The following is a 14,691-nucleotide window of genomic DNA, read 5'->3' as shown; positions in this document are numbered from 1 at the left end:
GCTCCACACGAAGGAGGAAGGTGATCTCGCCCCCTTGGGCGGTCAGGGATGGAGGGTGAGATCACCCCCATCCCTGTAGTGGGTGGTCCAGCAGCATGACCACCCGCGGACGGTCTGGGTCTGAGGGGGTGAGATCACCTCCCGGCACGACGAGACGGCACCCATGGTGGTGGGCTAGCTGGGGGGAACATCCCCCCGCCGGGCAGGCGGTCGGGGTAGCGATGCCCACGTGCCGCGGCGGCGGGACGACGCCGGTGACAGAAACCGTTCGGGTGCTAGTAGGGCTTGGTCAGGTTGGTGCGGGGTCGGGGATGTCGCGGTGACAGGTGGGGCAGGCGCCGGTCCAGAGTGCGAGGAGGAACTGCACTTCGCGGATGACCCGGTAAAGACTCAGGCCGACGCCGTCTCTTTTGGGTACCGGGCCAGCCGTTGCAGGGTGCAGAAGGCGTGGGCGACCGAAACGAGGGTGACGTGGTGGTGCCAGCCGGGCCAGGTGCGGCCCTCGAAGTGGGCCAGGCCCAGCGCCTGTTTCATCTCGCGGTAGTCGTTCTCAATGCGCCACCTGAGCTTCGCGTTGCGGACGAGGGTGGCCAGCGGGGTGTTCTCGGGCAGGTTGGACAGCCAGAACTGCACGGGCTCGTCCTTGGCTGCGGGCCATTCGGCCAGCAGCCATCGCGCCGGCAGCTCGGCACCGGGGGTGGCTTTGCGGATCTCGCGTCCGGCGGGCCGGATCCGCAGGGCCACGAAGCGGGAGTACATGCGCTTCAGTCCGCTGCGGCCGCTGCCCGGCCGCGAGCCCTCCCGCCACTGCACCGGCCGGGCGGCGCGTTTGCCGACCGCGATGACCAGACTCTTCACGGTCTGTGCCGGCTCGGGGTAGGCCGGCACCGGTCGTCGCCCCCGGCCGGTGTAGGCCGGGGTGCACGGCCGGGCGCCCTCGGGCTGGGCAGTGGTCGTGGTGGAGATGCCGATTCGCAGTTCAGCGTGCTCACTCTTTTGGGCGACGAGAGCCGGTTGTGCCCACCCTCTTTGCTGGGCGCCCAGACGCTGCCGCCCCCCTCCTCACCCGCTGCGGCACTGCGGTGAGGAAGCCCAGGACGAGCGGGCTCGCGACGGCGCGGCACTCCTCGAAGTAGGCGTGCCGCGCTCCGGGAATCATGTGAAGCCGGGCGCCGGGGATGTGGTTCGCGAGCAGGGGGGCGTTGGCGGCGGGGTTGAGCAGGTCGTCGGCGCCGTGCACGACCAGAGTGGGTGCGCTGATGCCGGGCAGAAGCTGCCACGCGTCATGCTGGTTGCTGGCCGCCAGATGGCGACGTTGGGCGTAGGCGGGCATTCCCGGGTCGCCGAGTGTCTGGTGCGGGCCGGGGTGGGCAGCCAGCCAGGCCGGGGTGTACATCAGCTCCACGAGGGCCTGCCGCGCCGCACCCGGTTGTGTCTGCGCCAGCGACCTGCGCACGTCGTTGGTGCGTTCAACGGCGTGCGGGCCGCCGGGCGACGTGCAGCCGAGCACCAGGGCGCGCACCCGGTGCGGATGGCGGGCCGCGAGCTGCTGGGCCACGCGTCCGCCCATGGACGTGCCGTAGACGTCGGCCCGGTCGACACCCAGGTCGTCGAGCACCGCGATCACGTCTAGCGCGAAAAGCTCTGTGCTGTAAGGCTTGTCGGGCTTGTCGCTCTCCCCCGTACCGCGGTAGTCGAGCGTGATGGTGCTGCGATGGGCATGGAAATCATCGCGCACCCCGTCCCACCAGTGATGGTTGTTCGCCTGACCCGCCAGCAGAACCAACGGCGCCCCCTCACCCTGGACCTGATAGGCGATACCAACCCCGTCGGGCGTCGTCGTGTGCGGCATGCAGATCGTCACTCCTCATGATCAGGATTCAGCGCGCGTGGTGACTCCGGGACACCCGGCAGACCCTGGCCGGCCGCAAGCGTCCGTCATCCAGTACTGCAAGGACTGTATGACCCGCGTGTTCACCTCAGTGCTTCACTTCTCCATGCCGCCTGCGGAGCAACTGAGGAGTGAACCGGCCGATGCAGCCACCACAGCACCGTCTGCTCCGGCACGATGACCGCCCCCGATCGCAGCCGGGACATGTACGAGCGACACATGGACGACCCGCAGGTCGGACAGCTCCAGCGGCTCCGCGATATCACCGGCGAACAGCTCGCGGCGTACCCGTTCCGCAGTGTGCTGACGGCACCTGAGGAAATGACACGACCGTGAGACAGAGCCTCCGTCCAAGTCGTGAGATAACCGGAGAAGCCGCAGGCCCCAGACCCGCTCTATGCCGCGAGCCGCGAGATCCTACAGTAGGTGCAGGGTCTCAGATTTCGTGGCACAGTCTCAGCCGCGATGGCACAACGGTGGCACTTAGAGGGCGCGCAGATAGGCGCGGCGGTGGTATCCCGACAGCAGAACAGGCGCGGGTCTTGGCGATCATGGAGTTGCGACGCTCTGTGATCACCGGGGAGACCTGTGGCCGTACTTCCGTCATGGCTGACTGAACCGCTCTGGGGCCAATTCGCCGCCCTGCTGCCCGAGCGACCGACCTACGCGGCGACTCATCCGCTGGGCTGCCACCGCCCACGCATCACCGACCGGGTCGTCTTCGACAAGATGCTGCAGCTCCTGCGATTCGGCTGCTCCTACCAGGCAATCGCCGACACGACCTGCTCGGCCACCACGATCCGCAATCGCCGCGACGAGTGGATCCGGCTCGGCGTCTTCGCCAAACTCAAGCAGATCGCACTGGAGTCCTACGACCGGATCGTCGGCCTCGTCCTCGACCAGATCGCCGTCGACGGCTCGATCACCAAAGCCCCCGGCGGCGGCGAGGTCGCAGGACGGTCGCCGGTCGATCGCGGTAAACAGGGCCTGAAGCACTCGGGCATGACGGACGGCTATGGAATCCCGCTGGGTCGCGTGCTGGCCGGAGCGAACCGTCACGACTCCCCGCTGCTCGCCCCGACCCTGGACCGCCTGGACGATCTGGGACCGCTGCCCGACGACATCACGGTGCACCTGGACGCCGGCTACGACTCGGACAAGATCCGTGCCCTGCTCGACGAACGCGGCCTGCACGGCCGCATCGCGCGCAAGGGCGAGGAGGCGCCGATCCAGGCAAGTCAGAGGTGGCACGTCGAACGCACCCACGCCTGGCAGAACGCTTTCCACCGCCTCGCCCGCTGCTACGAGCGCCGCGCCTCCGTCATCGATGCCTTCTTCGACCTCACCGACACCATCATCACGGTACGTAGCCTGATCCATCGGGCATGGACGACCCACGATGGGACGAACGCCCGAACCGCCGCCCGTGACCAGACGCCAGCTCTTGGGCGAAACCGACCATCAGCCAGCCCGATGCGCTCGCGGTATCGCTCCGACTCGGGGGTGTTCCCGGCCCTGACATCGGGCCGACTTCCGTCCTTTCCCGGGGTGGTGCCACCCTGGCAAAACCTTGCCAGGGCCGCTCACTGGTTCAGGAGTTCAGCGAAGCGGTCCAGCGCACGATCGGTGCGGTGGCGGTCGCCGGTGGCTGTGAGATCGAACAGCAGACCCCGGACAACGGCCATGACCAACGTGGGCGTGACGGTGTCGTCAGGACCGGTGGAGACGTCGCGGAAGGTGGCGCCGAGCGTGTCGAACCAGTCCGTGATCGCCTCGCCCTGGTCGGGGTAGGTCTCGGGGTGAACCAGTCCGTCGGCGTGCACCTCGAAGAACAGCCGGACGAACGGCGCACGTTCGTCTGCGCTGATCCACGCCCAGATGCCACGCAGCCGCTCTTGCACAGAGCCCGTCTTTGGCGGAAGGTGCTCGGCCAGGCGCACAGCACCTCCGGCACTTGGCCGGCACGCCCGGGGCTGCTCCGTAAATGATCTTCCGCCCAGTCGAGGTGCGGTCCGGTGCCAGCGGACCCGTGGCCGGATCTCGGGGATCTTGTTAACCGCCTCCCCCGACCTGAACCACCACGGTGCCTACGGGGTAGGCGCCGCCTCGTCCGAGGGCCGCACCGCCAACGCCATCGCCAACCGCCTCGTCCCGGCCGCCTTCACATCGACGAGATCCGCCAGGCACGCCCAGTAGAGGTGATGACCTCGGGGGGTTCGTTACAAAACCGCGTGGCCCAGCACCACCGTGGCCACCTCCTCGGGGCCGTCCTCCGGGAGAATATTCGCCCGGACGAATGTGAGAGGCTCCCCGCACAGTCCAAGCAGTGCCATGTGGTCCAACGAGCAGATTTGGTGCATCCGAGTGACTTGGTGCTGGATGGGGCGAGCCGACGAGGGGTAGGGGGTGCCACCGCGCTTCGGGCTGCTCGTTCTGCTCGCGGTGGGCACGGCCGGCGGCTGTGACCTTCGCGCCGTTTCCGGCACGCTCTCGGCCTGGTGTGGCCCGCGCAGCACGCTGGGATGTGCACCGGGCTGTCCCGGCTGACCGAGGCGGGGAGTGCTGGGCGGTTTTGAAGGGCCGGTGGGGATGCGGATAGCGGTGCTCGGGCCAGTCCGGGCGTTCACCGACGACGGGGCGCCGATCGACATCGCGGGTGTCAGGCTGCGTATGTTGCTGGGCCAGATGGCGCTGGCCACGGGCGAGGGGGTGTCGTCCGACTCGCTCATCGACGGCCTTTGGGGCGCGCATCCGCCTGCAGAAGCGGTCAACGCGTTGCATGCGCTGGTGTATCGGCTGCGGAAGGCCCTGAGCGGCACCGGGACCCTGGAGTCGGTCGCGGTGGGCTACCGGCTTGCCGTGCCGGCGGAGAACGTGGACGCGCATCGGTTCGAGGAGCTGGCCGCACGGGGCAGGCGGGAACTCGCCGCGGGCATGCCGCAGGAGGCTGCGGCCCTGCTCGGCGAGGCACTCGCGCTGTGGCGGGGGCCCGCGCTCGCCGACGTGCTCGGGGCCCCGTTCGCCGGCACGGCCGGCGCGCGGCTGGAGGAACTGCGCACCGCGGCCCTCGAAGACCGCTTCGAAGCGGAGCTGCGGCTCGGCCAGCACGCCGAGATCCTGGCCGACCTGGAGGCGGCGTCCGCGGATCATCCGCTGCGGGAACGGCTGGCCGCGCTGCGCATGCGCGCGCTGCATGCGGCCGGCCGCCAGTCCGATGCGCTGGCCGTGTACGAGGAGGTTCGCGGCAGGCTTGCTGACGAGCTCGGCGTCGATCCCTCGGCCGAAGTCCAGGAGACCCATCTGGCCGTGCTGCGCGGAGGGCCGGCTCGGCCCGCGGCGCGATCCGAGGTGGCGCCGGGCCGTCTGCCGGCGCGGCTGACCGCGTTCGTCGGCCGGGACAGCGAGCTGACCTTGCTCGCCGAGCTGATGGATGCCTCCCGGCTGGTCACTGTCGTCGGCCCCGGGGGTGTGGGCAAGACCCGGCTGGCCGTGGAGGCGGCGTCCCGGCATCGGGCCTATCGGCATGGCCGGTTGTGGCTTGTTGTGTTGGTCGGGGTGGGCAGCCCCGGTGGAGTTGCCGACGCGGTCCTCGGCGCGCTCAGCACGTCCAACGGCCGGCCCTCCGGTGTCGGTCAGGTCGAGCCGCTGGATCGGGTGGTCGAGTTGCTCGGCGCGGGCGAGGCCGTGCTCGTCTTGGACAACTGCGAGCATGTCGTCGGGGCCGTTGCAGAGTTCGCCGGTCAATTGCTGGAGCGTCGGCCGCACTTGACCATCCTCGCCACCAGCAGGGAGTCGCTGGAGGTCATGGGTGAGGCGCTCTGCCGCCTCGGCCCGCTCGACCTGCCTCAGGAGAACGCGGATGCGAGCGGAGCTGCCGAGTCGGCCGCGGTACGGCTGTTCGTCGACCGGGCGGTAGCTGTACGGCCCGGTTTCGAGCTCGACGAGTCCACCGTGGGCCCGGTGGGGGAGGTGGTACGGCGGCTGGACGGGTTGCCGCTCGCCTTGGAGCTGGCCGCGGCTCGGCTGCGGTCGATGAGCGCCGATCAGATCGCGCGGCGGCTCGACGACCGGTTCCGGCTGCTGTCCACGGGCAACAGGGCGGCGCAGGCGCGCCAGCGCACCCTGCACGCGGTGATCGAGTGGAGCTGGGACCTGCTGACCGACCAGGAGAGGGCGCTGGCACGGCGAATGTCGGTGTTTCCCACCAGATTCGGTGACGCCGCGGTCGAGGCAGTGTGTTCGGATGAGCGGACACTGCCGGCTGGCGACGTCATCTACGTTCTCGGTTCGCTGGTCGACAAGTCCATTGTGGAGCAGGCCGGGAACGGCTACCGGATGCTGGAGACCATTCGCGCGTATGCCGCCGACAAGCTGCTGAACGCCGTTGAACGCGAGTCGGTACAGGACCGGTTCACACGGCACTTTGCCACGTTGGCCGAGGAACACGAACCGCGGCTGCGTTCCGGTCAACAGCAGGAATCACTGGAGCTCTTCGCGGCCGAGTACGACAACCTGGTGTTCGCGCTGCGGGCAGCCATCGACGGCCAGGACGCGGATACCGCGATCCGGCTCCTCGGTCCGCTCTACTGGTACTGGAACACGCTGCGGTATGACACGCGGGCCGAAACCTTCGTAGCGGGGGTGTTGGAGTTCGGCGACGCGTTACCCGAGGACGCCCGGGCCGCCTTCACCGCGCTCCACCTCCTGGCCGGCGCCGGCGGGCCGACCCTCGACGCCGAGCGGGTGCGCGCCGTGCTCGAAGACTGCGCGCACACCGGCGCGCTGGAGCGTTATCCGATGGTGCTGCTGGTGACGCTTCCGATGGGCCACCTGCTCGGCCTGGATGAGCTGGTCGAACGCCGGATGCGCGAGGTGCGCAGCCGCCCGGACCGGTGGGCCACCGCCTGCACGTACATGGTGGATGCCTTCATACGTCACGATCGCGGCGACTGGGAGGGCAGCGTGAGGGCGCTGGCGCACGCGTTGCGCGAGTTCGAACAGACGGGCGACCGCCTGTGGACGGCGATGGCGCTGGCAGGCGTGGCACACGTCCACTCCATCCAGGGCGATCACGAGAAGGCGATCGCCGCCTACCAGCGGAGCATCGCACTCGCTCCGCAGGACGAGATCCCCTATCGGCTGGGGCTCGCCACCGAGCGGATGCGCGGCGGCGACCTGGAGGGCGCCCGGCGCGACATCAACGCGGCCGAGCGGGCGGCCTGGGACCGCGGCGGGCGACTTATGGAGAGCGAAGTCCTGGTCGCCCTGGCCGATCTGTACCTCCGTTCCGGCGAGCCGGAACGGTCCGACCAAGCGCTCGACCGGATGGCGGCCCTCGCCCGCGAGACATCATCCCTGTCCGACGAGGCGATTGAGGACCGGATCGCGTCAGCGAGGATGGCGAACCTCCTGGCGGCCGGCGACACCGTACGGGCGCGCGAACTGCTGCCCAGGACCATCCGCGCGGCGTTCGCCCACCGGGACATCGCACCGGCCGCCCAGCACCTTGCCAGGCTGCTGCTCGCGGAAGGCGATCCAGCAGGCGCGGCCACCGCGCTCGGCATGAGCCAGGCCATCCGCGGCGCCTTCGACGACGGCGCCCCGGAGCTACGCGAGCTCGCCACCGCACTCGCGCGGCGGCTCGGCCAAGCGGCATACGACCAGGCGTACCGCCGGGGCGCCGAGATGCCACGGCAGGACGCTCTCGACCGCCTGGCCGTCTGATCCCGCCTGACGGCAGCACACCTCGTCTATCAGAGCGCCATCAGACGCCTGTCATCACCGGTCGACATCGTTGCGGCGTACTGAACAAGCGGGCGAACCGCCGGGTCCCGGGAGGGGACCTTGCGGCTCCCCTCTGAAAGGAATCGACATGACGGACTCCGTAAGCCCCGGGCGCGAGAAGGTCCAGCAGGTGCTCGACTGGGCGGTGGCCGAAGTGGGCGTGCCCGGCATCGTCGCCGAGGTGAAGGACGCGAACGGGACCTGGTTCGGCTCCGCAGGAGTGGCCGACATCAAGACCGGCCGCCGGCGCCAGCCGGGGGAGTATGTGCACACCGGGAGCAGCAGCAAGGCCCTTACCGCCGCCGCGGTGCTGCAGCTGGAGGCCGAGGGCAGGCTGAGCCTCGACGACACGGTGGAGCAGTGGCTGCCCGGCGTGCTGAACGTCAACGGCTACGACGGCAACAAGATCACCATCAGGCATCTGCTCAACAACACCAGCGGCCTGTTCGCCACCGGCCTCGCGCCGGAGCTGTCACACCGCTACGCCACCCGCTCCGGGTTTGCCAAGCACCGCTTCGACCGCTGGACCACCGACGAGCTGCTGAAGATCGCCGTGTCCCAGCCGCCGGTCCATGAGCCGGGCGAACGCTTCACGTACTCCAACGGCGGCTTCTACCTCGCCGGCGCCATCATCGAAAAGGCCACCGGCAACAGCTATGCCGAGGAAGTCGACCGCACGGTCGTCCAGCCGCTCGGCCTGACCCACACCTACGTGCGCCCTGCCGACGACACGGGATACCCGAATCCGCATCCGCGGGCGTACTCGGGGCTGTTCTTGAAGGACGGCGTCGACCCGGCGGACATCACCGCGGAGAACTGGCAGTCACTGCTGGAAGAACCTGCCCTCGCCCCCCTCGACGTCACCGAGTTCAACAGCTCGTGGGGCTGGGCCGCCGGCAACGTCGTCTCCACGACCGGCGACATGATCCGGGTGCACAACGCGTTGGCGTCCGGCGGCCTGCTGCCGCCGGACCAGCACCGCGAGATGTGGACCACGGTCTCCACCGAGGGCGGAAGCTGGATGCCCCACGCCCGGTACGGCCTCGGCCTGTTCGAGCTGGACAAGGCGGTGACCGGCGGACTGACGCTGCGCGGTATCGGCGGCAGCTTCTGGGGGTCCCACATGGCCATCGTGGGTACCTCCGACGGCGAGCACACCATCGGCGTGCACACCAACACCGAGTTCAAAACCTGGGGGATCCTCTTCAAGATCATTGAGGCGGAGTTCGGCACACCCGCCATCGAGGGCCTGTAGCAGCAAAACCTTGTCAGCGCGTCCACCGAGATCGCTCGTGGACCGCGTCGCAGCCGACGGTTGGAACCCTGTCCACGGGCACGTAAGCACGCACAGTGAACTGGACGACTACGAGTGGGCCTGCTGGGGTCGCTGGCTTCGTGGGCCCTGGATTACCCAGCGGATCCGAACAGCTCGCCAGTGCTGGAAAGAGCCGCCACTCGCGGCTCCAAATGGCTACGCGTCTACCGGGACACCTGGGGTGACGTCGTGCCGGTTGCCGCCGGTCAGCGACAGGGCGAGCGGAGTGCCGTGCCATCACCGACCTTCGCGGTCTGCAACAGTCCGACCCGCTGCCGGTGCTCACAGGGCTGGAGGCGTCGGTGTGCGCGTAGTGGCACCACCAGCCAGCCCATTCCGCCCGGCTCGGTAGCCCCGACGCGCCCCCCGTCCTCCTGGTCGCGTCCCCAGCACGACCTGGGAGTCCGGGGTGCCTACCGGCCCGGCAGGGGTTTGAAGCGGTATCCGAAGCTCGTCAGGGCCCCGCTGTTCGAGTCGAGGGTCAGATGGGGTGACGTCCGGGGAGAACTACGAGGCCGTTGACAACCGGAGGGGTCGCCGCGTAGGCCGACCCCTCCGGCAGCTCAGGCGCAGGTCCCCGGTGATCACAGAGCGTCGCAACTCGATGATCACCAAGACCTGTGCCTGTCTTACTTCCGGGGTAGCCCCACCACGCCTATCTGCGCCACCTCTTATGCCGCCGTTGTGAGACTCCCTGGTCGGAGCTGCCATCCTTTCGGGTGACGGGGATTCTGGTCCGGCCCGTCGAGGGATGTGGTGCTGACACCTACGGCGCGCCTGCCGGACGGAGCCGTCGCAGGTCACTGCCCCAGGGCTCGCCACTCTGGAGCAAGGACCGCCCAGAGCTGCTTGTCGTAGCGCATGTCCTCGTACGGCCATGCCTCGCGCCGCACACCCTCCAGCGTCATGCCGAGCCGCTTGGCCACCGCGGAGCTGCGGTCGTTGTCGGCCCGGCAATGCCACTCGGCCCGATGCAGACCCCGGGATGTGAACGCCCAGTCCAGCAATGCGCCACACGCCTGCGTGACCAGACCGTGGCCCTCGGCGGACGGTTCCAGCCAGCACCCGATCTCGCACGAGCCGAGAGCGGCATTGAAATCGGTGAACATCACGCCGCCGACCAACACTCCATCGCGCCAGATGCCATACAGGCGGCCGCCGTCGCCGACCTGGCGTTCGGCATACCGCTTGAGCGTGGCCTGCGCCCCGTCCACATCGTGGGTGACGAACCCGGCCCCGACCCACGGCCGAATGTGCTCGCGAGCTCGATCCAGATGAGCCGCGAACTCCTCGGCATGCCAGACCTCCAGCGGGCCGAGGCGAGCACCGTCGCGCAGCGACAGCGAGAACATGAGACCCCCATTCACGTAACAACTGTTATGACAATGTACCGTGGCAGCATGCCACGCACCAAGGGGGATCACGAGGCCCGCCGACGCGACGTCTCCGAAGCGGTCTGGCAGGTCATGGCCACACGCGGCTTCGCCGGCCTTACTCTGCGCGCCGTCGCTGCCGAGCTCGGCGCGACCACCGGCCTGCTCACGCACTACTTCCCCACCAAACGCGCCCTCGTCGCGTACGCCCTCGACCTGCTCGAACAGCGGACCATCGCCCGCCCGCGCCGGCCCGCGGGCAAAGGGCTGATCGCCCTGAGGCACGCGCTGATGGACATCCTGCCGCTGACCCCCGAGGCCGCCGACAGCAACCGAATCTGGGTCTCCTCCTGGGACGCCGCGCTCTCCGACGGCGAACTGAGTGCCGACTACGCCCGCAAGTACGCCCAAAGCCGTGACAAGCTGCGCGACCGGGTGGCCGCAGCCCAGGAACTCGGCGAACTCCTCCCCGGCAACCCCGCGCACATCGCAGCCGGCGCCCAGTCCTTCACCCTCGGCCTGGTGGTCCAGGCCCTGTTCGACCCGGCAGCGTTCGCGCCGCAGCGGCAGGTCGAGCTCCTGGACGAATACCTGGCGACCCTGACCGCCCCACGCTCATCCAACAACGACCACTCGGCCCGATCCTGACGGCGGGGCGACAACGACGCTGTTCATGTACCGCGGGGTACAGCACCGATCACGTCGCGGGCTGAGGCGGGACCGACGAGCGTGGTGACTGCGGCGGAGGCAGCGAGCCGCTCTCGGAACCCGGTCACGAAGCCCTCCATGGATCTGGGACGCCCGCCCGATGCCAGATCGCAGCCCGGCCGGGTGGCTCCTGCCGTCGACGTGAGGAAATGCCACCTGCCTGAGACAAGAGCATGCAGTTACCATCTGAGACAGCCCATGAAGCAGCTGGTCAGCACGATCCCCTATGCCGCGAGCGGCGAGACCCTACACCAATTGTGGGATCTCAGATCCGGTGGCCGAATCTCACGACGGATGGCCACTCCACGGCCGATCGGCCACGGATCCGAGACCGGCTGGGCTCAGCCGTTTCCGCTGCAGGCCGTGGTGGAGGGGAGGGCCCGCAAGCACATAGCGACCTACTCCCTCTTCACCGAGCATGGCCCGGTGGTGGTGGACGTCAAGCCGCTTCGACGGCTCTCGGATCTGGTAGTGGCGTTCACCTTCGCGTGGAGCCGGCAGGCTGGCGTACTCGAATCCCCCGAGACGCCCGGCGGCTGCTTCGCACACTTCTCCGACATCCAATTGGACGGCCTCCACACGCTGGCGCCAGCCAGCGCGTGGCATTCGAATGGGAGCATCCGGGGTTCCTGCAGGACGGCTATGCCTACCGCACGCTGAAGGTCGTACCCGGCACGAGCTAGGGGTGGCTGTGACGTTCACCGGCGGGCCCGGTAGGGCGACTTCGAGCGGCCCCAGTTGGCCGGGTCGAACGGGCGCATTGAGGGATGGTGACGGGGCGAAGTGAAAGCCACAAGGGCACAAGCCTTCAACGCGTTCGGTCAACCACCCGTACCCACACGGGATCCTCGCTGCCGTCGACGTCGCGCAGTTCCCAGTCGGTCGGCGAGTCGCTGTGGCCGGCGGAGCCGGTGAGCCAGTACGTCGTGTCCGGGTCCCATCCCGCAAGCACGGTGGCATGGGGCTGGCCGGTGTCCCCCGCACCTGCAGTGCCGCTCACATCCAACGCCCGCCCCGCCGTGGCCAGATACCCCGTCACCGTGAGGTGCACCGCGTCGAAGTCGGCGGCGACCGCCTCCCAGTCGGGGATGTACCACTCGGCCGCGCGGCCCGTGGCCCGCTCCCAGTCATGCCGCCGGGCTCGGCTGACCCGCAGGGGATACCGCCCGACCAGGTCCGTCCATGCCTGCGGCCCGGTGATCTCGTAGCTCCGGATGTTCCTCGGCATACGCATCGGCCAGACCCGCGCACGTACCCAGCCCGCCCCGTCCTCGACGGCCATGAGCTGCGCAGCACCCAGCCACGGCAGCGCACGTGAGGTCACGGGGAGTCCGGAGGACGGTGGCGTCGACCACCAGATCCCGCTGTAGATGACCGAGGAGTCCTCGGGAAACGATCGTGCATCGTGCTCGTCCTTCACCGTCTCCGCCTTCCACGCCCGCAGGGCTCCGGCCGGAGCGCGGGTGGGCGGCGGGCGGTGCTTGTCCTGGCCCCCCTCTACCCACTGCACGTACACCTGGGCGTCTGGTGCCACGGCGGCCGACCACCAGCCGGTCTCCGGCGCGCCTTCGATCGCTTGCGCGAGCGGACGCAGCGCCTCGACGAACTCCTGATGGGTGAGCAGGGAGTCCTCCTCGTCGGGCTCCTGCCAGTACATCGCGGCGGCCGCGCTGTCGCCCAGCGCGCCCATTAGCCCTTGCTCACCCATGGCTGCGACAGCGTGGGCGGGATCCAGCCCGCCCAGCAGCCGGACCAGCTCCCGCCGCTTCCGTTCGTCGGCAGGATCGAGTGCGGTGTGGAAGAGGGCCTCCCCTATGTCGCCGCTGCGCTCCGCGACCAACATGCACAGTCGGCGGCCCCGCGGACCGAGGAGTATCGAGGCACCCTGCGAATCGGACATCCCGCGCAGCCTATACGCCGGACGCCGCGTCCGATTTTCGCAACCGCTCTGCGCTGACGGCGAGGTCCACCCCCGCCTGAGGGAGGTCAGTGAGGAAATGACACCGGCCTGAGACTGAGGAGCGGCCGAGCCCACTGAGACAAACGCGAAACCACTGGCCAGGACGGCGTCTGATGACGCAGCCGACGAGAATCTACATGAAGCCAGTCACCCTTTCATCCAATCGAGGCGCCTGACACCGAACTTAGGCGTCCACGCCTCGCGCCGCCCCGATCGCGGCGGTACCGCCGCGATCGGGGCGGTTGTGCACCTGCCAGCCGCCGCCATCGAGGAGGGCCGGGACCTGTCCTCGATGAGCGGCATCCTGGCCGACGCCGCCTACCGTCTGCTGCTGTCCTGACGGCGGGGGTGGCCGGCGGCTAGCTCAGATGCCGGGTGAAGAACTTGGCCGCGGCGTCCCCCGCGTGCTGAGGGACGCCGGTGTGCCCGCCCATGTTGGCGTGCAGGGACTTCTCTTTGGAGCCGAAGGCGTCGAACAGGTCCAGGGCCGCCTGCCGGTCGTTGCCTTCGTCGTCCCACTGCAGCAGGACGTGCAGCGGAATGGTGACCTGGCGGGCCTCCTCGAACATGACGCGGGGCACGAAACTCCCGGCGAACAGAACGGCGGCCGAGATGCGCGGCTCGACCACCGCAAGGCGGACGCCGATGGAGATGACTCCCCCCGAGTACCCGACCGGGCCGCCGATCTCGGGCAGCGAGAGGAGGGCGTCCAGGGCGGCCTGCCATTCCGGGACCGCCTTGTCGACCAGCGGGAGGATGAGGGCGTCGATGATCTCGTCGCTGACCGGCTCGCCGGCCTCCATCGCCTGGCGCAGGTCGGCGAGGGCCTGCTCGGCGGCGGGCCAACGGGGCCGGTCGCCGCTTCCGGGCAGCTCGATGGTGGCCGTGGCGAAGCCGTCCGCCGCGGAGTGCCGGGCTCGGGCCACCAGTCGCGGGTACGTCTTGCGCAGCCCGAGGGGAGGGGGGCTGAGCAGGATCAGCGGCGCCGGTGCGGATGCGGGCGTCCACAGGATGCCGAGGATCTCACCGAGGGTGAATTCGCGCTCGAGAATGCCGTCGTCGAGGCGTTGCTCGGAGGTGAAGTGCATGGTCGTGCCTTTCGGGAGGGCTCAGAGATGGCGCTCCCGGACGACGACCTATCGCCCGACCGTGACCCCGGAGGGGAGCACCCGTGTCGATACTGCGTTCACGGGTACCACCTCCTCGTTCTCTCGCACGGCCTCCGGAAAAGTAGCAGTGGCCGCCGTGGTCCGCCAACGGGTTTTTGCGGAGGCTCCGTGGCCGGACGCCACGGAGCCACTCGCCTCAAGGCCAAGACCGTTTAGTCAAGGGCTTCGGGGCTGTGTGGTCACGGTGTGGTGCAGGCCGGGAGGTAGGAAGCGGAGCCCTGTCAGGGACGGTTTTGCCCGGGCCCTCGTTACAGCTGCGACGATGCCGCTGCCATGAGCCTCCGTGGTGGGCCGGGCGCACCCCGGGCTCCCGTTCCCCACGGACCTCCGCCACCATCCTTTGACATCGAAGTAAGTCCACCCAGGTCAGCTGATTGCGGTGGACTAAGTTGATTGTCAAAGGACAGCGCTCGCGGAGCTGGGCGTGGAATGGGCGTGACACCGCCCGCGGCCGGTCGTTGAACCGGCCGGACACACCAGTGCAGCACGAG

At 69.1% G+C, this 14,691-nt stretch carries 10 protein-coding genes and 2 pseudogenes; 6 read left to right on the top strand and 6 right to left on the bottom strand.

The annotated features are described in order from the left end of the window. Positions 1-390: 390 nt before the first annotated feature. Positions 391-1,047, bottom strand: a pseudogene (locus tag ACQUSR_RS33835) (transposase); the annotation flags it as partial. Further along, positions 989-1,852, bottom strand: coding sequence for an alpha/beta fold hydrolase (locus tag ACQUSR_RS33830; protein WP_431047230.1), 864 nt, complete (start codon positions 1,850-1,852; stop codon positions 989-991). The pseudogene ACQUSR_RS33835 and the gene ACQUSR_RS33830, both read right to left, overlap by 59 nt. 216 nt (positions 1,853-2,068) lie before the next feature. Here ACQUSR_RS33830 and ACQUSR_RS33825 point away from each other — a divergent pair, with 216 nt between their 5' ends. Continuing rightward, positions 2,069-2,227 (top strand): hypothetical protein, encoded by a 159-nt coding sequence (locus ACQUSR_RS33825; RefSeq protein WP_431047228.1) that lies wholly within the window; start codon positions 2,069-2,071, stop codon positions 2,225-2,227. 252 nt (positions 2,228-2,479) lie between these two features. Next, positions 2,480-3,321, top strand: a pseudogene (locus tag ACQUSR_RS33820) (IS5 family transposase). 153 nt (positions 3,322-3,474) lie between these two features. On the opposite strand, the gene ACQUSR_RS33815 reads toward ACQUSR_RS33820, so the two are convergent. Continuing rightward, on the bottom strand, positions 3,475-3,831 hold the full coding sequence (locus ACQUSR_RS33815; protein ID WP_431047226.1) for a hypothetical protein: 357 nt from the start codon (positions 3,829-3,831) through the stop codon (positions 3,475-3,477). A 661-nt stretch (positions 3,832-4,492) separates the two neighbouring features. Between ACQUSR_RS33815 and ACQUSR_RS33810 the strand changes: the two genes are divergently transcribed. Together ACQUSR_RS33810 and ACQUSR_RS33805 are read left to right on the top strand one after the other, a co-directional pair. Continuing rightward, positions 4,493-7,615: a BTAD domain-containing putative transcriptional regulator gene (locus ACQUSR_RS33810; RefSeq protein ID WP_431047224.1), complete on the top strand. Its 3,123-nt coding sequence runs from the start codon at positions 4,493-4,495 to the stop codon at positions 7,613-7,615. 148 nt (positions 7,616-7,763) lie between these two features. Beyond that, a complete protein-coding gene (locus ACQUSR_RS33805; protein WP_431047222.1) occupies positions 7,764-8,930 on the top strand; it encodes a serine hydrolase domain-containing protein in 1,167 nt (388 codons plus the stop codon). An 860-nt stretch (positions 8,931-9,790) separates the two neighbouring features. Here ACQUSR_RS33805 and ACQUSR_RS33800 read toward each other — a convergent pair. Continuing rightward, positions 9,791-10,342, bottom strand: a complete 552-nt coding sequence (locus tag ACQUSR_RS33800) for a GNAT family N-acetyltransferase (protein ID WP_431047220.1) — start codon at positions 10,340-10,342, stop codon at positions 9,791-9,793. A 48-nt stretch (positions 10,343-10,390) separates the two neighbouring features. On the opposite strand from ACQUSR_RS33800, the gene ACQUSR_RS33795 reads away from it, so the two are divergent. Both ACQUSR_RS33795 and ACQUSR_RS33790 read left to right on the top strand, forming a co-directional pair. Then, a complete protein-coding gene (locus tag ACQUSR_RS33795) occupies positions 10,391-11,011 on the top strand; it encodes a TetR/AcrR family transcriptional regulator (RefSeq protein ID WP_431047218.1) in 621 nt (206 codons plus the stop codon). Between the two features lie 258 nt (positions 11,012-11,269). Next, positions 11,270-11,731: a hypothetical protein gene (locus ACQUSR_RS33790; protein ID WP_431047216.1), complete on the top strand. Its 462-nt coding sequence runs from the start codon at positions 11,270-11,272 to the stop codon at positions 11,729-11,731. Between the two features lie 148 nt (positions 11,732-11,879). Here ACQUSR_RS33790 and ACQUSR_RS33785 read toward each other — a convergent pair whose 3' ends face one another. Together ACQUSR_RS33785 and ACQUSR_RS33780 are read right to left on the bottom strand one after the other, a co-directional pair. Then, on the bottom strand, positions 11,880-12,971 hold the full coding sequence (locus tag ACQUSR_RS33785) for a hypothetical protein (protein ID WP_431045370.1): 1,092 nt from the start codon (positions 12,969-12,971) through the stop codon (positions 11,880-11,882). A 419-nt stretch (positions 12,972-13,390) separates the two neighbouring features. Then, entirely contained in the window at positions 13,391-14,119 is a 729-nt protein-coding gene (locus ACQUSR_RS33780) for an alpha/beta hydrolase (RefSeq protein ID WP_431047214.1), read from the bottom strand. Positions 14,120-14,691: the final 572 nt, after the last annotated feature.

The sequence above is a fragment of the Streptomyces sp. P1-3 genome (assembly GCF_050613155.1).
In the GTDB taxonomy this organism is placed as follows: Bacteria; Actinomycetota; Actinomycetes; order Streptomycetales; family Streptomycetaceae; genus Streptomyces.
Note: the sequence above shows the minus strand (reverse complement) of the source record. Positions and strands in the feature narration are given on the sequence as shown.

What these genes read in the sequence shown, in the direction of transcription:
- ACQUSR_RS33830 (WP_431047230.1), bottom strand. Translation starts at nt 1,852, where the DNA reads ATGCCGCACACGACGACGCCCGACGGGGTTGGTATCGCCTATCAGGTC.
- ACQUSR_RS33825 (WP_431047228.1), top strand. Translation starts at nt 2,069, where the DNA reads ATGACCGCCCCCGATCGCAGCCGGGACATGTACGAGCGACACATGGAC.
- ACQUSR_RS33805 (WP_431047222.1), top strand. Translation starts at nt 7,764, where the DNA reads ATGACGGACTCCGTAAGCCCCGGGCGCGAGAAGGTCCAGCAGGTGCTC.
- ACQUSR_RS33800 (WP_431047220.1), bottom strand. Translation starts at nt 10,342, where the DNA reads ATGTTCTCGCTGTCGCTGCGCGACGGTGCTCGCCTCGGCCCGCTGGAG.
- ACQUSR_RS33795 (WP_431047218.1), top strand. Translation starts at nt 10,391, where the DNA reads ATGCCACGCACCAAGGGGGATCACGAGGCCCGCCGACGCGACGTCTCC.
- ACQUSR_RS33790 (WP_431047216.1), top strand. Translation starts at nt 11,270, where the DNA reads ATGAAGCAGCTGGTCAGCACGATCCCCTATGCCGCGAGCGGCGAGACC.
- ACQUSR_RS33785 (WP_431045370.1), bottom strand. Translation starts at nt 12,971, where the DNA reads ATGTCCGATTCGCAGGGTGCCTCGATACTCCTCGGTCCGCGGGGCCGC.
- ACQUSR_RS33780 (WP_431047214.1), bottom strand. Translation starts at nt 14,119, where the DNA reads ATGCACTTCACCTCCGAGCAACGCCTCGACGACGGCATTCTCGAGCGC.